General features: G+C 66.2%; 15 protein-coding genes. 7 read left to right on the top strand and 8 right to left on the bottom strand.

The annotated features are described in order from the left end of the window. Position 1: 1 nt before the first annotated feature. Positions 2–1,105 (bottom strand): ABC transporter substrate-binding protein, encoded by a 1,104-nt coding sequence (locus ACOYR4_RS08110; protein WP_422849196.1) that lies wholly within the window; start codon positions 1,103–1,105, stop codon positions 2–4. A gap of 58 nt (positions 1,106–1,163) precedes the next feature. On the opposite strand from ACOYR4_RS08110, the gene dnaG reads away from it, so the two are divergent. From dnaG to ACOYR4_RS08090, 4 genes are all read left to right on the top strand, one after another. Then, complete coding sequence (dnaG, locus tag ACOYR4_RS08105) at positions 1,164–3,236, top strand: DNA primase (protein ID WP_422849195.1); 2,073 nt, start codon at positions 1,164–1,166, stop codon at positions 3,234–3,236. Positions 3,237–3,502: 266 nt separating this feature from the next. Then, entirely contained in the window at positions 3,503–5,881 is a 2,379-nt protein-coding gene (gene rpoD, locus ACOYR4_RS08100; protein WP_422849194.1) for an RNA polymerase sigma factor RpoD, read from the top strand. A 345-nt stretch (positions 5,882–6,226) separates the two neighbouring features. After that, positions 6,227–7,255, top strand: a complete 1,029-nt coding sequence (locus tag ACOYR4_RS08095; RefSeq protein ID WP_422849193.1) for a Bug family tripartite tricarboxylate transporter substrate binding protein — start codon at positions 6,227–6,229, stop codon at positions 7,253–7,255. A 49-nt stretch (positions 7,256–7,304) separates the two neighbouring features. Further along, positions 7,305–8,879 carry a methyl-accepting chemotaxis protein gene (locus ACOYR4_RS08090; protein ID WP_422849192.1) on the top strand — a complete coding sequence of 525 codons (1,575 nt, stop codon included), beginning with the start codon at positions 7,305–7,307 and terminating at the stop codon, positions 8,877–8,879. Positions 8,880–9,083: 204 nt separating this feature from the next. Here ACOYR4_RS08090 and ACOYR4_RS08085 read toward each other — a convergent pair whose 3' ends face one another. The 3 genes from ACOYR4_RS08085 to ACOYR4_RS08075 all read right to left on the bottom strand — a co-directional run bounded on the left by ACOYR4_RS08085 (position 9,084) and on the right by ACOYR4_RS08075 (position 12,415). Beyond that, positions 9,084–10,121, bottom strand: a complete 1,038-nt coding sequence (locus ACOYR4_RS08085; RefSeq protein WP_422849191.1) for a Bug family tripartite tricarboxylate transporter substrate binding protein — start codon at positions 10,119–10,121, stop codon at positions 9,084–9,086. Positions 10,122–10,199: 78 nt separating this feature from the next. Then, complete coding sequence (locus ACOYR4_RS08080) at positions 10,200–11,414, bottom strand: CaiB/BaiF CoA transferase family protein (RefSeq protein WP_422849190.1); 1,215 nt, start codon at positions 11,412–11,414, stop codon at positions 10,200–10,202. Positions 11,415–11,437: 23 nt separating this feature from the next. Continuing rightward, complete coding sequence (locus ACOYR4_RS08075) at positions 11,438–12,415, bottom strand: hydroxymethylglutaryl-CoA lyase (RefSeq protein WP_422849189.1); 978 nt, start codon at positions 12,413–12,415, stop codon at positions 11,438–11,440. Positions 12,416–12,534: 119 nt separating this feature from the next. Here ACOYR4_RS08075 and ACOYR4_RS08070 point away from each other — a divergent pair, with 119 nt between their 5' ends. From ACOYR4_RS08070 to ACOYR4_RS08060, 3 genes are all read left to right on the top strand, one after another. Then, a complete protein-coding gene (locus ACOYR4_RS08070; protein ID WP_422849188.1) occupies positions 12,535–13,437 on the top strand; it encodes a LysR family transcriptional regulator in 903 nt (300 codons plus the stop codon). A gap of 205 nt (positions 13,438–13,642) precedes the next feature. After that, a complete protein-coding gene (locus ACOYR4_RS08065) occupies positions 13,643–13,951 on the top strand; it encodes a winged helix-turn-helix transcriptional regulator (RefSeq protein WP_015013381.1) in 309 nt (102 codons plus the stop codon). Positions 13,952–14,105: 154 nt separating this feature from the next. Beyond that, positions 14,106–14,465, top strand: a complete 360-nt coding sequence (locus ACOYR4_RS08060) for an FKBP-type peptidyl-prolyl cis-trans isomerase (protein WP_056061897.1) — start codon at positions 14,106–14,108, stop codon at positions 14,463–14,465. 144 nt (positions 14,466–14,609) lie between these two features. Here ACOYR4_RS08060 and ACOYR4_RS08055 read toward each other — a convergent pair whose 3' ends face one another. The 4 genes from ACOYR4_RS08055 to ppsA all read right to left on the bottom strand — a co-directional run bounded on the left by ACOYR4_RS08055 (position 14,610) and on the right by ppsA (position 20,149). Next, positions 14,610–15,125: a hypothetical protein gene (locus ACOYR4_RS08055; RefSeq protein WP_209817045.1), complete on the bottom strand. Its 516-nt coding sequence runs from the start codon at positions 15,123–15,125 to the stop codon at positions 14,610–14,612. A gap of 123 nt (positions 15,126–15,248) precedes the next feature. Then, a complete protein-coding gene (locus ACOYR4_RS08050) occupies positions 15,249–17,345 on the bottom strand; it encodes a VC_2705 family sodium/solute symporter (RefSeq protein ID WP_422849187.1) in 2,097 nt (698 codons plus the stop codon). Further along, a complete protein-coding gene (locus tag ACOYR4_RS08045) occupies positions 17,338–17,682 on the bottom strand; it encodes a DUF4212 domain-containing protein (RefSeq protein ID WP_422849634.1) in 345 nt (114 codons plus the stop codon). Before ACOYR4_RS08045 ends, ACOYR4_RS08050 begins: the two co-directional genes overlap by 8 nt. Before the next feature lie 76 nt (positions 17,683–17,758). Continuing rightward, positions 17,759–20,149, bottom strand: coding sequence for a phosphoenolpyruvate synthase (gene ppsA / locus ACOYR4_RS08040; protein ID WP_015013376.1), 2,391 nt, complete (start codon positions 20,147–20,149; stop codon positions 17,759–17,761). Positions 20,150–20,182: the final 33 nt, after the last annotated feature.

Below are 20,182 nucleotides of genomic sequence, written 5' to 3'. Positions count from 1 at the left end.
GTCAGAACCGGTTGGGTCGGTCGCCCGACACGATGCGTTGCCAGAGGCGGGCGCGCAGGGCTTCGTCTTCCACCGGCTCCAGCCACACGATGGGGCCCATGGTCCCCCCGGGCACATCGCCCGCCAGCGCTGGTGGCTCGTCCAGGGTATTGGCCAGCCCTTGGCGCCGCGTGAACTCGCGGCTCACGGCCGGGTCGAGCATGTAGTTGATCCACTCGGCAGCCAGCGCGACCTGGGTGGAGCGGCGGGTGATGGCCCAGCAATCCAGCCAGGCGAGCGCGCCCTCCTTGGGCACAACGTAGCCCACATCCAGCCCCGCATCGCGCAGCTGCTTGAGCTGCTGCTGGCCGTAGTTGGCGTGCATTACCGCCACCTTGTGCTTGCGAAACAGCTCCACCGACTCCTCGGGCAGGCTGTAGAACGACCGCACATTGCGCCGCAGGGCCACCAGGTCCTTGGCCAGCGGGCTGAAACGGGCGGGGTCGATGCGAAACGGCGGCAGGCCCCGGCGCATGGCGGCCAGCGAAAATCCGTGGCTGCTGCCGTCAAACGCCAGCACCTTGCCCTGCCAGCGCGGGTCCCACAGCACGGCGATCGACTGCGGTGGCGTGCTGAACTGCTGGCGGTCGTACACCAGCCCCATCTCGGAGTAGGTGAAGGGCATGGCATAGACCTCGCCCCGCCAGCCAATGCCCGAGATGGTGTGCAGCTGGCGAAACCGGGGCAGCTGCCCGGCAGTGTTGCGGATGTTGCTCAACGGCAACGGCGCGAGCTTGTCATGGAGGATCAGCCGCGCAATTTCCGCCGTGTTGGCAGCCACCAGGTCAAAACCCGGCCCGTCGGTGCTGTCCATCTTGGCGCGCAAGACGTCGTCCGACGCCACGATGGTGATCTCCACCTTGACCCCATGGCGCTTCTCGAACACCGCGACAAAGTCCGGGTCGGCATAACCCGGCCAGGCCAGCACCCTGAGGACCGTCGCGGCCTGCGAGGCCCCCGGCAGCCATGCGAGCCCCGCCAGCGCGAACAGCAGCACGGGCAGGCTGGCGCGCCACCCGTGCAGCGCTCTACCCGCCAACGCCCGCCCCCATGCCGCGAACCCCATGCCAAAAGCCTTTCCAGCAATAACTGGTTACAAAGAGTTTACGCGGACAATAGGGCGCGTGACGATCCCTCAGTCTTTCATTCAGGAACTGCTCACCCGTGTGGACGTGGTGGACATCGTGGGGCGCTACGTCCAGCTGAAAAAAGGCGGCGCCAACTTCATGGGACTGTGCCCGTTTCACGGGGAAAAGTCGCCTTCTTTCAGTGTGAGCCCTGCCAAGCAGTTCTATCACTGCTTTGGCTGCGGCAAGAACGGCAACGCCATCAGCTTTCTGATGGACCACGCGGGCATGGGGTTTGTCGAGGCCGTGCAAGACCTGGCCCAGAGCGTGGGCTTGCAAGTGCCGGACGACGACATCTCCCCGCAAGAAAAAGAACGTGCCGCCGCCGCGCGCCAGAAGCAGGCCACGCTGAACGAGGTGCTGGAGAAAGCCGCCGACGCCTACCGCCGCCACCTGCGCGAGTCGCAGCGCGCCATTGGCTACTTCAAGGGCCGAGGCGTCTCGGGCGCGGTGGCCAAACGCTACGGCTTGGGCTACGCGCCCGAAGGCTGGCGCAGCCTGGCCAGCGTGTTTCCGAGCTATGACGACCCGCTGCTGGAGGAAAGCGGCCTGGTCATCGTGAACGACGAAGACGGCGGCAAGCGCTACGACCGGTTCCGCGACCGGGTGATGTTCCCCATCCGCAACGTCAAGGGCGAATACATTGGCTTTGGCGGCCGGGTGCTGGGCGACGACAAGCCCAAGTACCTCAACTCCCCCGAAACCCCGGTGTTTCACAAGGGGCGCGAGCTGTACGGCCTGTTCGAGGCCCGCACGCCCATCCGCGAGGCGGGGTACGCACTCGTCACCGAGGGCTACATGGACGTGGTGGCGCTGGCGCAGCTGGGTTTTCCGAACGCGGTGGCCACGCTGGGCACGGCATGTACGCCCGAGCATGTGCAAAAGCTGCTGCGGTTTACCGACGCGGTGGTGTTTAGCTTTGACGGCGACAGCGCCGGGCGGCGTGCGGCCCGCAAGGCGCTGGACGGCGCCCTGCCCCATGCCACCGACACGCGCAGTATCAAGTTTCTGTTCCTCCCCGCCGAGCACGACCCGGACAGTTTCATCCGCGAGCACGGTACGGACGCGTTTGCGCGCCATGTCGAGCAAGCTACACCGCTGAGCCGGTTTCTGGTGGAAGCAGCCAGCGAGGGCTGCGACCTGGCCACCGCCGAGGGCCGCGCCCACATGGCCAGTAACGCACGCCCACTGTGGACGGCGCTGCCCGACGGCGTGCTCAAGCGCCAATTGCTGGGCGAGTTGGCCGAGCTAACCCAGCTCAACGCCCGCGACCTGTCGGACCTGTGGGGCCAGGCCGCCGCCCGCGATGGCCTGCGCGCCGCGCATCACGCCCCCCCGCAGCGCCAACAGCCCCGCTCCACCGCCGATGACGCCCCCAGCTGGGACGTCCCGCCCGACGCCGATGGCTGGCAGCCCCACACCGAATCGGCGGGCCCGGCCTATGACCCCGGATACGGCAGCTACAGCAACCCGGGCGGCTACGGAGGCCAAAACGGTCACAGTGGCCCAAGCGGCTATGGCGGCAGCAAGCCCCCATTCCGCAAGGGGGGCGACTGGAAAAGCGGCGGAGGCTGGAAAAAGCGCGACAAGGACGCCCCGTGGCCGCCCCAGCCCCGCCTGCCCCGCACGCCGGCCATGAGCCGCGCCGACCACGCCGCGCGGCTGCTGCTGTCGCACATGGCTTTTCTGGAAGAGCTGACGCACGACGACCACACCATATTGGCGGCCCAGCCGGGGCCCCATGGGCCGCTGTTCGCATGGCTGGAGGCGCAGTTTCATGAACATGGCCCCCTGGCCTGGGCCGTGCTGCGCGAGAGCCTGCGCGACCACGAGTGCGAAGAGCTGGCCGTCAAGGTGATGACCGGCTCGCACGCGCAGACCGAGGGCGAGCTGCACGAATTGCGGGTGGAGCTGCGCGACCTGCTCACCCGCATGCAGATCGAAGACATCAAGGAGCAGCAAAAAGTGCTGGTGCTGCAGGTGGCACAAGACCCGTCTGCCCTGGAGCGCTACCGGGCGCTGGCCGAAAAGCGCAAGGAGCTGGAACAAATAGCGCCAAAAACCACTTGAATCGGGTGCGGGCGGTATAATATAAGGTTAGTTATTGGCAAGAGCGACAGCAGCACCTCCGAGCCGGGCCACCGTGACAAACGCGCACCTATGCGCTGATGGGCCCACTTATCGCAAGGACTGCACACCAAATGATCGCCCAGACATCTTGCCGCTGAGGGCTCCCCCTCAAGCGCAAAGCCCCTGTTGCTTTGCGTTGCCACCCGCGCCGGGATCTGAGGCGCTTGCGTTTTCTTTGTGTCCGTTTTTGATTCTGAGGTTGCTCCATGCCCGCTCAAAAGTCCGCGAAGTCGCCCAAGTCTGCCTCAGGCACTGCCGCAAAGGCTGTCTCCAAAACCGCGGCCAAAGCGCCGGCCAAGGCGGCCCCCAAAAAGGCCGCTGCCGCTGCGCCCGCCCCGGTCGCCAAGAAAGTGAAAACTGTGCCCGTGAAAAGTACCGCCGAGCTGATCAAAGCTGCCGATGAGTTGCTGAAGAAAAAACCTGCCCGCGCCAAGGCCGTCGCCGCAGCTGCCGACGACGAAGAAGCGCCCAAGAAAAAGCCTGGCCGCCCCGCCAAGGCCGCGGGTGCCGCCGAAGCCAAAGCCCCCGCCAAGCGCGGCCGCAAGCCCAAGGCAGCCGCCGGTGGCGATGAGAGCGTGGACGACACCGACCTGTCGGACATCGAAGCCGACCTCGAAGGCGAGGTCGAAGAGACCCCTGAGGCCGCCGCCACGGTCGAGAAGGTCAAGCCCCTGCGCATGAAGATCAGCAAGGCGAAGGAACGCGCCTTGATGAAGGAATTCGGTCTGGACGAAACCGTCCTGTCCGAAGAAGACATGCAAAAGCGCCGCCAGCGCCTGAAGGCCCTGATCAAGCTGGGCAAGACCCGCGGCTACCTCACGCACGTGGAAATCAACGACCACTTGCCCGACAAGCTGGTCGATGCCGAAACCCTTGAAGCCGTCATCACCACCCTGAACGACCTGGGCGTGGCGGTGTACGAGCAGACGCCTGACGCCGAAGCGCTGATCATCACGGACAACGCTCCCGCAGGTGCCACCGAAGAAGAAGCCGAAGAAGCCGCCGAAGCCGCGCTGTCCACCGTGGACTCCGAATTCGGCCGCACCACCGACCCCGTGCGTATGTACATGCGCGAAATGGGCACGGTGGAGCTGCTGACCCGCGAAGGCGAAATCGAAATCGCCAAGCGCATCGAAGGCGGTTTGATGGCCATGATGGAGGCGATCAGTGCATCGCCCGCCACCATCGCCGAGATCCTCAACATGGGCGAGGAAATCCGCGAAGGCAAGGTCGTCATCTCGACCATCGTGGACGGCTTCTCCAACCCCAATGAGGCCGACGACTATGTGGCCGAAGAAGACTTCGACGAATTCGACGAAGCCGACGACGACGACGGCAAGGGCGGCAGCAAGGCGCTGACCAAGAAGCTCGAAGAACTCAAGAAGCAGGCGCTGGAGCGCTTTGACAAGCTGCGCGAGCTGTTTGAAAAAGTGCACAAGGTGTACGACAAGGAAGGCTACGGTACCCCTGCCTACATCAAGGCCCAGCAGGCCCTGTCGGCCGAGCTGATGACCATCCGCTTCACCGCCAAGACCATCGAGAAGCTGTGCGACATGGTGCGCGGCCAGGTGGACGATGTGCGCAAGAAGGAACGCGAGCTGCGCCGCATCATCGTGGACAAGTGCGGCATGCCGCAGGAGACGTTCATCAAGGACTTCCCGCCCAACCTGCTGAACCTGCAGTGGGTCGAGAAGCAGGCCGCCGCGGGCAAGCCCTGGTCGGCCGTGATGGCGCGCAACATCCCGCCCATCCAGGACCTGCAGCAAAAGCTGATCGACCTGCAGTCGCGCGTCGTGGTGCCGCTGGCCGAGCTCAAAGGCATCAACAAGCGCATGAACGAAGGTGAAGCCACCTCGCGCGATGCCAAGAAGGAAATGATCGAGGCCAACCTGCGCCTCGTGATCTCGATTGCCAAGAAGTACACCAACCGTGGCCTGCAGTTCCTCGACCTGATCCAGGAAGGCAACATCGGCCTGATGAAGGCGGTGGACAAGTTCGAATACCGCCGGGGCTACAAGTTCTCGACCTACGCTACCTGGTGGATTCGCCAGGCCATCACCCGCTCGATCGCCGACCAGGCGCGCACCATCCGTATCCCGGTGCACATGATCGAGACGATCAACAAGATGAACCGCATCAGCCGCCAGCACTTGCAAGAGTTCGGCTTCGAGCCCGATGCTTCCATCCTGGCGGCCAAGATGGAAATCCCCGAGGACAAGATTCGCAAGATCATGAAGATCGCCAAAGAGCCGATCTCCATGGAGACGCCGATCGGCGACGACGACGACAGCCACCTGGGCGACTTCATCGAGGACGGTGCCAACACCGCGCCTATCGAAGCCGCCATGCAGGCGGGCCTGCGCGATGTGGTCAAGGACATCCTGGACGGCCTCACGCCGCGCGAAGCCAAGGTGCTGCGCATGCGCTTCGGTATTGAAATGACCAGCGACCACACCCTGGAAGAAGTGGGCAAGCAGTTCGACGTGACCCGCGAGCGCATCCGCCAAATAGAAGCCAAGGCGCTGCGCAAGCTCAAGCACCCCAGCCGCTCGGACAAGCTGCGCAGCTTTATCGACTCGCTGTAAGCGCCGTAAGCCTCGCAACCCAGCCTTTGCTGGCTCCAACGCCCTGCCCCGCACCTGCGGCGCAGGGCGTTTTTCATGGTGCACAGATCCGCTCGACCGCTCTAGATGGCGCCCCAAACCCCGCGTTTACCCTGATGCCAGCGACAGCAGACTGACAGCTTGGCTGGCGACCATTGCGCGCAGCCCAGATGGTGGTGTGCAGATCCCTTCCCTGCGCATGCCCCACCGGCTGACGGCGTTGCCTCGGCGTGGCAACGCGCAAACACACTCAGGGCGCTCCTGCAGTGGCCTGAATATCTGATTCCCGACGCCTTTCCTGCCTCCCCACTTGTCAAAGGACTTTTCATGTCTGCAGCCATCGACCGCCGCCGGGCCATCGCCCAATCTGTCGCTACCGCCCTGGCCTGGAGCACGCTTGGCCCTTCCGCCTGGGCGCAGAGCGCTGCCGGGGCAGCCCGCCCTGCCCCCACAGCCGCCAAGGCAGCCAAGCTGGCGGGCACCGTGCGCATCGTGATCCCGGCCAATGCCGGTGGCGGCTGGGACCAGACAGGCCGCGCCCTGGGCGCCGCCATGGTCGCTGCCGGCGCTGCGGACCAGGTGGAGTACGAAAACATCGGCGGCAAGGGCGGGACCATTGGCCTGGCCAAGTACGCCGAAAAGTACAGCAGCGACCCCAACACGCTGCTGATGGGCGGCATGGTGATGTTGGGCGCCGTAGCGCTGCAAAAGCCTGCGGTGGACATGACCCACATCCAGCCCCTGGCGCGACTCACCAGCGACTACCTGGTGGCGGCCGTCACCGCCAATTCGCCCATCAAGACCACGAAGGACCTGGCCGATGCAATGCGTGCCGACCTCAAGGCCGTGCCGATTGCCGGTGGCTCGGCCGGTGGCGTGGACCACATCTACGCGGGCGTGCTGGCGCGTGCGGCCAAGGCCAACCCCGAAGGGCTGGTCTACAAGCCCTTCCCCGGTGGTGCCGAGGTGGTCGAGGCCGTGCTGTCGGGCAACGCAGCGCTGGGCCTGTCGGGCTACAGCGAGTTCAACGATGCCATTGCCAGCGGCAAGCTGCGCGCCGTGGGCGTGTCGTCGCGCCGCAGCGTCTTTGGCCTGCCGTCGTTCCGCGAACAAGGGCTGGATGCCGTGATGGCGAACTGGCGTGGCGTGTTCACCGGCAAGGGCGTGCCCGCCGCGCGCGCGGCGGAGATGCTGGCTGCTGTCGAGGCCGCCACCCACCACGAATCCTGGCTGCGCACGCTCAAGCAGAACCGGTGGGAACCCTCTTGGCTCACCGGCAAGGATTTGGCAGAGTTCATGGAACTGGACCTCACCACCGCCCGCGTGATGGTCTATTTGCTCAAGCTGAAGGCCTGATCTCACCACCAGGCCCTCCGGGCCCACTGCAGAACCTTTGGAGCCTCTGATGAAAATGTCCCACTACTCCATCGGCGCACGCATGGCCACGGCCCTGGGTCTGGTGCTGGCCCTTCTGCTGGGGGCCGCGCTGTTCGGCATTGCCGCCCTGTACCGAACCCTGGGCACCTACGACACCACGGTGCAACAGCGCGTGGCGCAGGAGCGTGCCGTGAGCCGCATGGAAAGCGAGTTCAAGACCCAGGTGCTGGAGTGGAAGAACACCCTGCTGCGGGGCGAGGACTCGCGCAAGCGCGAGCTGCACTGGAACGCGTTCCAGGCCAGTGAAAAGCGGGTGGCCGATGCCGCCAAGGCGCTGGAGCCCCAGCTGACCGACGCGCAGGAAAAGGCCGCGCTGCAAAAGTTCACCCAGGCCCACGCACAGATGGCGCAGGGCTACCGCAAAGGCTTTGAAGTGTTCCAGTCGCTCGGCTTTGTGCCGTCGGCCGGCGATGCGGATGTGGCCGACATCGACCAGGGCCCCGCCAAGCTGCTCACCGAGCTGAGCCAGCAGGTGGCAGCGAGCAGCGCGGCCATCGCCCAGGAGGCAGCGCAAGACGCCCGGCGCGCACTGTTCAGCAGTCTGGTCGCCCTTGCACTGGTCACGGCGCTGGGGGCCTGCGCGGGCTGGCTGCTGACGCGGTCGGTGGTGCGCCCGTTGGGTGTGGCGGTGTCGGTGGCGCACAAGGTGGCGGCGGGCGACCTGACCACCCGCATCGAGGTGGAGGGCAAGGATGAGCCCGCGCGCCTGCTGGAAGCCCTGCGGGCCATGCAAGACAACCTCGAAAACGTGGTCTCCGGCGTGCGCAGCAATGCCGAAGGCGTGGCCAGCGCCAGCGCTGAAATCGCCCAGGGCAACGCCGACCTGAGCCATCGCACCGAAGAACAGGCCTCGTCGCTGGACGAGACCACCTCGTCCATGCAGCAGCTGCAGTCCACCGTGCAGCAGAACGCCTCCAACGCCCAGCGCGCGAACGAACTGGCGCGCAACGGCGCCACCGTGGCGCAGCGGGGGGGCGATGTGGTCACGCAGATGGTGGAGGTGGTGCAGGGCATCCAGGACAGCTCGCGCCGCATTGCCGACATCATTGGCGTCATCGACGGCATCGCATTCCAGACCAACATCCTCGCGCTCAATGCCGCCGTCGAGGCCGCGCGCGCGGGCGAACAAGGCCGGGGCTTTGCCGTGGTGGCCAGCGAGGTGCGCAACCTCGCCACCCGCAGCGCCAGCGCCGCGCGCGAGATCAAGCAGCTCATCCAGACCAGCGTGGAGCGCGTGCAGGCCGGCTCGGATCTGGCGCGCAATGCAGGCACCACCATGGCCGAGGTGGTGTCGTCCATCCAGGGCGTGAGCGCGCTGATGGAAGAGATCAGCCAGGCCAGCGCCGCGCAGACCAGCGACATGCTGCGCGTGACGCAGGCCATCGTACGCATGGACGAGGCCACGCAGCAGAACGCTGCCCTGGTCGAAGAAAGCGCCGCCGCCGCAGGCAGCCTGAGCGGGCAAGCGCAGCAACTGGTACAGGCCGTGGAGGTGTTCCGCCTGCGCCACACCCACACTGCACTGCCCGCGCCGCGCGCCTGACATCGGGCGCGCAGAGCAGTTGCCCCTCACGCTGACCTGCGATGGCACCGCAGGCCTGCGGAGGCAGTGCCCTAGCGTTCACGCGAATGCTATTAATACGATAGCTGCTCAGGCATATTGCACTTGCGCATGCGCCGAAAAACCCTCAAAACCGGCCTGACGCCCTGCAAAAACACGCCGCAGGCGGCCTCTCTCTGCGCTGCGTCAGTCGATCTTCACGTTGGCGTTCTTCACCACCTGTGCCATGCGCGCCGCTTCGCTGCGGAAGAAGGCGGCTGCTGGCTCAGGCGGGGTGAGCTTGATCTCGTAACCCTGCGCAATCAGCGCGTCGCGCGCCTCGGGCATCTCCATGGCGGCCTTGAAGCCGTTGTACAGCCGCGCCAGTTCCGCCTTGGGCAGGCCCGCAGGCGCCACCGGGGCAATCCACCCGTCCAGCTCATAGCCCGGCAGGCCTTGCTCGGCGATGGTGGGCACGCCGGGCAGTGCCGCCACGCGGGTGGCCGTGGTCACGCCCAGAGCGCGCAATGAACCCGCCTTGATGTGCGCAGCCGCCGGTGCCACCGCCACCACGCCCAGCTGCACTTGCCCGCCCAAAATGTCGTTCATCAGCGGGCCCATGCCCCGGTAGGGGATGTGCTTGATGTCGAGCTTGGCCTGGTCCACGAACATGGCCGCACCAAGATGCAGGATGGTGCCGTTGCCCGACGAGCCGTAGTTGAGCACACCCGGTTTGGACTTGGCCAGCGCGATCAGCTCCTGCACCGTCTTGGCGGGCACCGCAGGGTGCGCGACCAACACAAACGGCGTGGCACCCAGGATGGTGATGGGCGTGATGTCGGCCAGCGAGTCGAACGGAATGTTCTTGTACACGCTGGGGTTGACCACGTGGTTGTTGGACACCACGCCGATCACCGAGCCGTCCTTGGGTGCGCGCACGATCTGCGTGGTGCCGGTGATGCCGCCCGCGCCCGGCAGGTTCTCGATGACGATGGGCTGGCCCAGCGCCTTGGCCAGGCTGTTGCTGATGGCGCGGATGGCGCCGTCGGCCCCGGAGCCCGCCGACAGCGGCAGGATCACGCGCAGCGGTTTGCCGTCGCCCTGGGCGCGGGCCACGCGGGGCAGGCCCCAGGCCGCAGCCGCCAGCGCGGCGGCGCCGGTGGCCAGGGCCTGGCGGCGTGTGGGCAGACCGTGGGTGGCAGGCGCGGTGCGGGGCGAGTGAAAGGCAGGGGTGGGCTGGGGCACGGTTGTCTCCGGTAGTGGGGTTGGAATCCGGGGCTGGCGGTCTGCGCCGCGTGAGGTGCCCCGGTCGTCAAGGAAAAATCAGGCAATGGCCCCGCTGGCCTGCAGCGCGGCCACTTCATCGGCCGTGTAGCCCAGGCCCTGCAGCAGCTCGGCCGTGTGCTGGCCCAGGCGGGGCGGGTCGCAGCGCACATCCAGGCGCTGGCCGTCCATGCGCAGCGGCATCAGCGTGATCTGCGCAGTCTGCCCGGCGCGCTCGCCATCGGGCAGCGTGATGTCGGCCAGGCCGCCCGTGGCTTGCAGGTGTGGGTCGTCAAACAGCTCTTCGGGCCGGCGGATGGGGGCAAACGGCAGGCCGTGGCGCTCGAAGATGGCCGCCAGTTCGTCAGCCGTGTGCTGCGCCAGACGCTCGCGCAGCACGGGCATCAGCGTGGGGCGGGCGCGCACGCGGTCGTTGTTGGTGGCCAGGCTGGTGTCGGCCTTCAGGTCGGCATAGCCCATGGCATCGCAAAAGGTCTGCCACTGCGCATCGCTCACGGCGGCCAAAAAGATCTGCCCGCCGTCCTTCACGCTGAACACGTCGTACACGGCCCAGGAAGAGATGCGGTCGGGCATGGGCGCGGCCGGTTTGCCGGTGACGGCGTACTGCATCATGTGCTGGCCGACCAGGAACACGTTGTTCTCGAACAGCGCCGAGTCCACCTCCTGCCCCCGCCCGGTGATGCCGCGCTGCATCAGCGCCGCCATCGCACCAATCGCGCCGAACATGCCGCCCATGATGTCGTTCACGCTGCTGCCTGCGCGCAGCGGGTCGCCGGGGCGGCCAGTCATGTAGGCCAGGCCGCCCATCATCTGCACCACCTCATCGAGCGCGGTGCGGTGCTCGTACGGGCCGGGCAAAAAGCCCGTGTGGTTGACGTAGATGAGGCGTGGGTTGACCTGGCTCAGCGCGGCATAGTCCAGGCCGTATTTCGTCATCACGCCGGGCTTGAAGTTCTGCGCCACCACGTCGGCGGACGCGGCCAGCTTGCGCGCCACCGCCAGCCCCTCGGGGCTGCGCAGGTCGAGCGCAATGCTCTTCTTGTTGCGGTTGAACATGGGGAAGAAACCGGCGCCGGCGCCCAGCAGGTGGCGCGTGCGGTCGCCATCCACGGGCTCGACCTTGATGACCTCGGCGCCCAAGTCGGCCAGCACCATGCCGCAGGTGGGGCCCATGACCATGTGGGTGAACTCCACCACGCGCAGGCCTTCCAGCGGCAGGCGGGGGGACGAGGGAGAGGCGGATGTGTCGTGCATGTTCAGAGCGTTCAGAAAGGGGTTCAGGCCGTTGCGGCTTCGCGCAGCGCGGCGGGTGCGGCATTCTGCGGCAGCCCGGCCTGCCAGAGCGTGCCGTGCAGTGTCTCGCCCGCCAACCATCCGGCCACGCGCTGGCGTAGCGCGAGCAGCGCGGTCACGTCGATGCCCGTGGCAACGCCCATGCGCTCCAGCATGAACACCAGGTCTTCGGTGGTGACATTGCCGCTGGCGCCCGGCGCGTGCGGACAGCCGCCAATGCCCGCCAGGCAGGCATCGAAGCGGGTGATTCCGGTTTGCCAGGCGGCATACACATTGGCCAGGCCCATGCCGCGCGTGTCGTGGAAATGCGCGCACGCCAGGCGGTCGCCCACCAGGGCGCGGGCCTTGTCAAAAAGCCGGGCGACCGAGGCCGGGTCGGCAAAACCCACGGTGTCGGCCAGGCTCACGCGGTCGGCACCTGCGTCAAGCAGCGCCTGCATCAGGCGCAGCACTTCGCTCTCTGCCACCTCGCCCTGCAGGGTGCAGCCAAAGGCCGTGCCCACGCCACCTTCGATCAAGGTGCAGCGGCCGCTGCTGTCGCGCAGCGCACGGATGCGCGCCACCTCGGCCACCACCTCGTCGGGCGTCTTGCGCAGGTTGGCCAGGCTGTGGGCGTGGCTGGCAGACAAAGGCACCACCATCAGGTCGGCACCACAGTCCAGAGCGCGCTCGGCGCCCTTGAAATTGGGCACCAGCACCGAGGCCACCAGGCCGGGCAGCGCTTTGGCATGGGCCAGCACCTCGGCCGTGTCGGCCAGCTGGGGCAACAGACGGGCGGGCACGAAGGAGCCCACCTCGATCTCGCGCTGGCCGGCGGCGTAGGCTGCGTTGAGCCATTCGATCTTGTGCGCGGTGGACACCACCGTGGCAATGCTTTGCAGGCCATCGCGCAGGCCCACTTCGCGGACGATGGCGCGGGCCACCGGGGGCTGCAGGTCGGACGGGATCGGGGAGGTGTGCACGGGATGTCTCTTTCGGGTGGGTCTGGGCAAGATTCTAAAAATTCCCGAATGAATCAGAAAATACATCTCGGAAGCCATAACATTCCCAAACGGAACATCACAACACTTGGAGGTTTGCCATGCGCGACCTGGATCTGCAGACCCTGCGCCTGTTTGCCGCCGTGTGCGAGCAGCGCAGCATCGCGCGCGTGGCGGAGCAGGAGTCCATCGTGGGTTCGGCCATCAGCAAGCGGCTGGCGCAGCTGGAAGACACCGTGTGCACGCCGCTGCTGCTGCGCAAGCGCCGAGGCGTGGTGCCCACCCCGGCGGGCGAGACGCTGCTGGAGCACGCCCGCACCATGCTGGCCAGCGTGGGGCAGATCGAGCGCGACATGGCGGCCTACGCCACCGGCACGCGCGGCCATGTGCGCATGCTGGTCACGGCCTCGGTCATGGCTGAGTCGCTGGCCGATGATGTGGCGGCCTTCTTGCAAGACCCGGCGCACCGCAATATCCAGATCAGCCTGGAAGAACGCGTGAGCCCGGACGTGGTGCAAGGCGTGCGCGACGGCAGCGCGTCCATCGGCATTTGCTGGGACGCAGCCGACCTGTCGGGCCTGGAAACCAGCGCCTACCGCAGCGACCACCTGGCCGTGGTGGCGCACGAGTCGCACCCCGTGGCCCAGCTGCAGAGCGTGCGGTTTGCCGACGTGCTGGAGCATGAATTCGTCAGCATGCCCGCACTGAGCGCGGTGCAGGTGCTGCTGGCGCGCGCCGCCGCAGTGGAAGGGAAAATGCTGGCGCACCGGGTGCTGGTGTCCAACTTTGACGCGGCCCTGCGGGTGGTGCGCGCCAACCTGGCCATCAGCGTGGTGCCGCGCGAAGTGGCCCAGCCGTTTGCCCAGCTGGCGCCGGTGCGTATCGTCCCGCTGAGCGACCCCTGGGCCCAGCGGCGCTTTGCCATCTGCTACCGCAGCGCCCAGTGGCTGCCCCCTGCGGCCCAGTTGCTGGTGGGGCATCTGGCGGGGCTGGGGCGTGCCTGACCAAAGCCAAAAACCGTGGCCCTGTCGCAACAGTTTGATACGCAACATTGTATTTTTCGCCACTAGCGCATGTGTGCTGTGCGTTCTGAGCTACTAAACTTGTAGCAAAATGGGTTCCGCGCTATAGTCTCAGCGCATCAGCGGGCCCGGTTGACGGCCGCCCGCACTGAATCCAGATCCAACACTTGCGCGAGGAGAAGCGTCCATGAGCTCCAAAGAAAATGCTTCTATCAACCAGCTTTTCGAGAAACTTGAATGCCGCTATGCGCTGCGCGTGCTGTGGGCCCTGAAGGACGGCCACCCCCAGACGTTCCGCCTGCTGCAGGACAGCGTGGGTGGCATCACCCCCAACACGCTCAACACCCGCATCAAAGAGCTGCGCGAAGCCGGTTTTGTGGACCATGGCAGCGACGGCTACACCGTCACCCCCTCGGGTGCTGACCTGCTCAAGCGTCTGTCGGACGTGCAGGCCTTTGCCACCCGCTGGGTCGCAGGCCGCGCCAAGAAGGCCTGAGCCCTCTTCCCTCCCCCGTTTGCCCTGCCCTGCAGGGAAAAGCCCCGCCGGGCCTCCGCGCGGGGCTTTCGTTAAAATGAGGGTCAAAATAGCTTCAAGCGCAATCAATACATGCGCCTGAAGCTATATTTTTAATAGCAACCAAGGAATTCCCATGGCACTGACCACCACCGCATCCGGCCTGCAATACGAAGACACCACCGTGGGCGAAGGCGCCGAAGCTACCAAGGGCCAGAACGTGTCGGTGCACTACACCGGCTGGCTGTACAACAACGGTGAGCAAGGCGCCAAGTTCGACTCCAGCCGCGACCGCAACGACCCCTTTGAATTCGCACTGGGCGCCGGCATGGTCATCAAGGGCTGGGACGAAGGCGTGCAAGGCATGAAGATCGGCGGCCAGCGCACGCTGATCATTCCTGCTGCCCTGGGCTACGGCGCCCGTGGAGCAGGCGGCGTGATCCCCCCGAACGCCACGCTCAAGTTCGACGTGGAACTGCTGAAGGTGGGCCGCTGATCTCAGCGCCGTTCCGCTCTACATTAGCAAAACAAAAGCGGCCCTCGGGCCGCTTTTTTCATGCTCATTTATCCAGCGAACGGTTTGTGGAGTTTGAGCCCCCTCGCTCCTATCCAGCCAGAGCGCGCCAGAACCCCTGGGGCCTCAATCAAACAGCGCCTTGTCCAGCCGCTCGAACTTCGCGTCACCCACCGCCTCGCGGATCTTGGGTGCCAGGGCGGCCAGGTCTTCAAAACTGCCGGCTCCCTCCACGGCAAGGTTCAGGCGAAACCCCCGCAAACCCAGGCCTGCCGTCAGCTCGGTGGCGATGGGATAGGCCGCCTTGTAGCGCTCCATGGGAGAGCGTCCCGAGCCTTCAACCGGCGACGCCACGGTGCCCAGATCGGTGGCGGGAGCCTCTGCCAACGCAGCGGCGGCGGGGCCGACCACCGGGTTGGCTGCAGCCGCAGGCATCTGCCCCCCCACCGGTGCCAGCAGCCCCTGGGCAATCATGGCCTGCACATCGTCCTGCGTGATGCCCATGGCCGCCGTGGCCGCCAAAATCTCCCCCGTGGTGCGCTTGCCGTCAAAAAGGATGAAGGCCGAACGCTGGCGCGAACTCAGGCTGCCATGGCGGTCCTTGAGTGCTTCCTGGCCTGCGGGGGTTTTGACGAGAACCATGAGTCTCCTAGTTATGAGCAAGGATGGGGAAGGCCGCAAGGCTATCACCCACAAACCAGAATCCCATGTTTTGGCACCTCTGCAAATCGGGGTTTACACATAACCCCCGCGCAGTGCCCACCCTCACATCTCCGAGCGGATGCGGGGCAGCGGCGGCGCAGGCCGGGTGATCCAGCTGACCACCAGGGTCACAAGCAGGCCACACGGCACACCAAACACCCCCGCCGAGATGGGCTGGATGCCGAACCACAACCCGTCGGCCAGCAGCCAACGCGGCAGCACCTGCATGGCCGGCACATGCGACAGCATGTAGTACACCGTGATGGCCAGTCCGCCCAGCATGCCGGCCACCGCGCCTTGCCGCGTGGTGCCCCGCCAGAAGATGCCCAGCACCATCACCGGCACAAAGGCCGATGCCGCCAGCGAGAACGAGGCCGACACCATGGGCAAAATTTCGGACGGCTTGAGCGCCGCCACAAACGCAGCCGACAAGGCCACGGCCAGCAGCGTGAACTTGGTCAAGATCACGCGCTGCTCAGGCGACGCCTGGCGGCGCGTGTCCTGAAAATAGAGATCGCGCACCAGCGCATTGCTGATGGTGAGCAGCAAACCGTCGGCCGTGGACAGCGCCGCTGCCAACCCCCCCGCCGCCACCAGGCCCGACACCACATAGGGCAACCCGCCCAATTCGGGCGTAGCCAGCATGATGAGGTCGGCCCCCAGACGGATCTCGCCAAACTGGATCAGGCCATCGCCGTTCACATCTTCGACCGACAGCAGCGAGCTGTCCACCCGCGCCCATTGGGCCATCCAGGTGGGCAGGGCCTCGAAACTGCTGCCCACCAGATTCTGCATGACCTCGAACTTCACCAACACCGCCAGCGCGGGCGCGCTGAGGTACAGCAGTGCAATGAAAAACAGCGACCAGCCCACCGACGCGCGCGCCGCCGACACCGTGGGCGACGTGTAATACCTGGTCAGCAGGTGGGGCAGCCCCGCGGTGCCCACCATCAGGCAGAACATCAGCGCGAGGAAGTTGCGGCGCGTGAGCTCGTAGTCGCGTTGCTCCTCCGGCGTGCCATGGGGGTCGCCCGCATAGGCTTGGCTGTGGGGCGGCAGCCCGCCCAGGGGGCGCGCGCGCTCGTAGTTCTCGCGCATCTCGCGGGTCCAGCGCTCGCGGGCCGAAGCCGCATCGCGCGGCAGCGCGGCCAGCTCGCGGCTGGCGGAGACGATGAGGCCCACGTCCGCGTTCTGCGCACGCAGCGCCCGGATGCGCTCACGGCCCTTTTCGCGCTCTCGCTCCAGGGCCGCCTCCACATCCTGCAATCGCGCCTCGAAGTCTTTGGCGCGCTGCAGGTAGGCCTGCACCACCTGATGTTCGGCCGGAGAGTCGAGCAGCTGCGCCTCCAGGTCGGCAATCTTGCTGATCTGCGCGCCATACACCAGCGGCGCCAGCGGGTTGCCCAGTTGCTTGTACGCCAGCCAAGATACGGGGATCATGAACGCCAGCAGCAGCACCACGTACTGCGCCACCTGCGTCCAGGTGATGGCCCGCATGCCGCCCAGGAACGAGCACAGCAGCACTCCGCCCAGGCCCAGCATGATGCCGATTTCGAACTGCACGCCGGTGAGGCGCGACGCAATCAGCCCCACGCCGTAGATCTGCGCCACCACGTAAGTGAACGAGCACAAGACGGCAGCCAGCGCAGCAATGACGCGCGGCCAGCGCCCGCCAAAACGCACATGGAAAAAATCGGGAATCGTGTACAGCCCCATGGCACGCAGGTGCGGCGCAATCAGCATGGCGACCAGGCAGAAGCCCCCTGTCCACCCCAGCAGATAGGCCAAACCACCGGCCTGCCCTGGCGTGCCCGAGAAGCCCTGCAGGTACAGCGCGCCCGACAGGCTGATGAAGGACGCCGCACTCATCCAGTCGGCCGCCGTGGCCATGCCGTTGTACATGGGCGGAATGCGCCGCCCCGCCACGTAATAGTCCTCGGGGTCGGTCGTGCGGCCGTACACGCCGATGCCGGCGTACACCATGACGGTGAGGAACAGAAAAATCGGGCCGATCCAGTGGCGCGACAGCCCCTGGTGCTCGGCCCAGGTCATCAGGGCCAGAAAACCCAGCACCCCCGCCACGTACAGCGCCAGGATGCGGTGCAACCGCCACAAATAGGCGCGGTCCGCCGCAGCGCTGCCCGGCTTGCGCTCAGCCATGGGCGCGGTCTTCTGCGGCAGGGGCGGAAAGCTCCAGCGCCTCGCGCTGCTGCTGGTCCTGCCGCTCAAAACGGTTCATGGCCCAGCCGTAAGCGACCACGATCGCGATGAACACCAGCACCGCACCCTGCGCCGCAATCCAGTAGCCCAGGGGCCAGCCCCCCACCACCAGCACCTGCAGGTCGCGGGCGAAGTAGGTGGAGCCAAACGACACCAGGGCCCAGAGCAGGAGCAAACCTGCCTTGAGCCACAGGTGGCGCACGTCGTGCAAATCGGGGGGAAACGGCCCCGCCATCTCGGCGTCGGCGGGGCGGTTGGCGGGCTGCTGCAACGGCATCACGGGCGCGGCATCACGGACGCGATGGCGGGTGGTGCAGTGGGCACATGGTGCACAGGGCAGCCCGGTCGGTGCGTCAGCCTGCCAGTTGCTGCCAGGTGGCAATCACGCTGTCGGGGTTGAGCGAGATCGACGAGATGCCTTCCTTGGCCAGCCACTGCGCAAAGTCGGGGTGGTCGCTGGGGCCCTGGCCGCAGATGCCGATGTACTTGCCCTGGGCCAGGCAGGCCTTGATGGCCTGGTGGATCAGTGCCTCGACGGCCGGGTCGCGCTCGTCAAAGTCCTGCGCCAGCAGTTCCAGGCCCGAGTCGCGGTCCAGGCCCAGGGTGAGCTGGGTCAGGTCGTTGGAGCCGATGGAGAAGCCGTCGAAGAACTCCAGGAAGCGCTCGGCCAGGATGGCGTTGCTGGGCACCTCGCACATCATGATGACCTTGAGGTCGTCCTTGCCGCGCTGCAGGCCATGCGATGCGAGCAGCTTGGTCACGCGCTCGGCCTGGCCCAGCGTGCGCACAAAGGGCACCATCACCTGCACGTTGGTCAGGCCCATGTCGTTGCGCACACGCTTGAGCGCTTCGCATTCCATCGCAAAGGCTTCGCCGAAGTCTTCGCTGATGTAGCGCGCCGCGCCCCGGAAACCCAGCATCGGGTTTTCTTCCTCAGGCTCGTAGCGGCTGCCGCCAATGAGCTTGCGGTATTCGTTGGACTTGAAGTCCGACAGGCGCACGATGACGGGCTTGGGCCAGAAGGCGGCAGCGATGGTGGCCACGCCTTCAGCGACCTTGTCCACATAGAACGCGCGGGGCGATGCATGGCCACGGGCCACGGATTCCACGGCCTTCTTCAGGTCGGCGTCGATCTGGGGGTAGTCCAGGATCGCCTTGGGGTGCACGCCGATGTTGTTGTTGATGATGAACTCCAGGCGAGCCAGGCCCACGCCAGAGTTGGGCAGCTGGGCAAAGTCAAACGCCAGCTGAGGGTTGCCCACGTTCATCATGATCTTGGTCTTGATGGGGGGCATCTCGCCGCGCTGCACTTCGGTCACTTCGGTTTCGAGCAGGCCGTCGTAGATCTTGCCCGTGTCGCCCTCGGAGCAGCTCACCGTGACCAGCGTGCCGTCTTTCAGGCGCTCCGTCGCGTCGCCGCAGCCCACCACCGCCGGAATGCCCAGCTCGCGCGCAATGATGGCGGCGTGGCAGGTGCGGCCCCCCCGGTTGGTGACGATGGCGCTGGCGCGCTTCATCACGGGTTCCCAGTTGGGGTCGGTCATGTCCGTCACCAACACGTCGCCGGGCTGGACCTTGTCCATCTCGGAAATGTTGTGCACCAGGCGCACGGGGCCGGTGCCGATCTTCTGGCCAATCGCGCGGCCCTCGGCCAGCACGGTGCCGTGGCCCTTGAGCTTGTAGCGCAGCTCGGCCTGGCCCTTGGCCTGGCTCTTCACCGTCTCAGGGCGAGCCTGCAGGATGTAGAGCTGGCCGTCGGTGCCGTCCTTGCCCCACTCGATGTCCATGGGGCGGCCGTAGTGCTGCTCAATCACCAGCGCGTAGCGGGCCAGTTGCTCCACATCGGCGTCGGTCAGCGAGTAGCGGTTGCGCTGCTCGGTGGGCACATCAATGGTCTTGACCAGCTTGCCGCTGGCGGCCTTTTCCTCGGGCGTGGAGAACACCATCTGGATCAGCTTGCTGCCCAGGTTGCGGCGGATCAGCGCCTTCTTGCCCGCCTGGAGCATGGGCTTGTGCACGTAGAACTCGTCGGGGTTCACGGCGCCCTGCACCACCGTCTCGCCCAGGCCGTAGCTGCTGGTGATGAACACCACGTCTTCAAAGCCGGATTCGGTATCGATGGTGAACATCACACCCGCAGCGCCGAGGTCGGAGCGCACCATGCGCTGCACGCCAGCGGACAGGGCCACCACATCGTGCTCGAAACCCTTGTGCACGCGGTAGGAGATGGCGCGGTCGTTGTAAAGCGACGCGAACACTTCCTTCATCTTGTGCATGACTTCGTCGATGCCCACCACGTTCAGGAAGGTTTCCTGCTGGCCGGCAAACGATGCGTCGGGCAAATCCTCGGCCGTGGCGGACGAGCGCACGGCAAACGAGGCAGCGGGGTTGCCCGCGCTCAGCTTGGCAAATTCGTCGGCAATGGCCTTTTGCAGGTCGGCCGGGAAGGGCTGGGCCTCGACCATGGCACGGATTTCGGCGCCGACCTGCGCGAGGGCGCGCACGTCTTCGGTGTCCAGGCTCTTGAGCTTGGCGCTGATGCGGTCGGCCAGGCCGTCGTAGGCCAGGAATTCACGGAACGCGTGGGCGGTGGTGGCGAACCCGGTGGGCACGCGCACGCCTTGCGGCAGTTGGGAGATCATCTCGCCGAGGCTGGCGTTTTTACCGCCAACGACCTCGACATCGGTCATTCTCAGGTTTTCAAACGGTACGACCAGGGCGGTCGGGCTGAAAAGTGCAGACATGGGAAAGCTCCAGAAGTTGAAACCGGGTCTGCG

Source organism: Acidovorax sp. M14 (genome assembly GCF_049331375.1).
GTDB lineage: Bacteria > Pseudomonadota > Gammaproteobacteria > Burkholderiales > Burkholderiaceae_C > Acidovorax.
The sequence above is the reverse complement of the archived record's forward strand: the minus strand, read 5'-3'. Positions and strand labels throughout refer to the sequence as shown.

What these genes read in the sequence shown, in the direction of transcription:
- ACOYR4_RS08090 (WP_422849192.1), top strand. Translation starts at nt 7,305, where the DNA reads ATGAAAATGTCCCACTACTCCATCGGCGCACGCATGGCCACGGCCCTG.
- ACOYR4_RS08080 (WP_422849190.1), bottom strand. Translation starts at nt 11,414, where the DNA reads ATGCACGACACATCCGCCTCTCCCTCGTCCCCCCGCCTGCCGCTGGAA.
- ACOYR4_RS08045 (WP_422849634.1), bottom strand. Translation starts at nt 17,682, where the DNA reads ATGCCGTTGCAGCAGCCCGCCAACCGCCCCGCCGACGCCGAGATGGCG.
- ACOYR4_RS08065 (WP_015013381.1), top strand. Translation starts at nt 13,643, where the DNA reads ATGAGCTCCAAAGAAAATGCTTCTATCAACCAGCTTTTCGAGAAACTT.
- ACOYR4_RS08050 (WP_422849187.1), bottom strand. Translation starts at nt 17,345, where the DNA reads ATGGCTGAGCGCAAGCCGGGCAGCGCTGCGGCGGACCGCGCCTATTTG.
- ACOYR4_RS08055 (WP_209817045.1), bottom strand. Translation starts at nt 15,125, where the DNA reads ATGGTTCTCGTCAAAACCCCCGCAGGCCAGGAAGCACTCAAGGACCGC.
- ppsA (WP_015013376.1), bottom strand. Translation starts at nt 20,149, where the DNA reads ATGTCTGCACTTTTCAGCCCGACCGCCCTGGTCGTACCGTTTGAAAAC.
- ACOYR4_RS08070 (WP_422849188.1), top strand. Translation starts at nt 12,535, where the DNA reads ATGCGCGACCTGGATCTGCAGACCCTGCGCCTGTTTGCCGCCGTGTGC.
- ACOYR4_RS08110 (WP_422849196.1), bottom strand. Translation starts at nt 1,105, where the DNA reads ATGGGGTTCGCGGCATGGGGGCGGGCGTTGGCGGGTAGAGCGCTGCAC.
- rpoD (WP_422849194.1), top strand. Translation starts at nt 3,503, where the DNA reads ATGCCCGCTCAAAAGTCCGCGAAGTCGCCCAAGTCTGCCTCAGGCACT.
- ACOYR4_RS08095 (WP_422849193.1), top strand. Translation starts at nt 6,227, where the DNA reads ATGTCTGCAGCCATCGACCGCCGCCGGGCCATCGCCCAATCTGTCGCT.
- ACOYR4_RS08060 (WP_056061897.1), top strand. Translation starts at nt 14,106, where the DNA reads ATGGCACTGACCACCACCGCATCCGGCCTGCAATACGAAGACACCACC.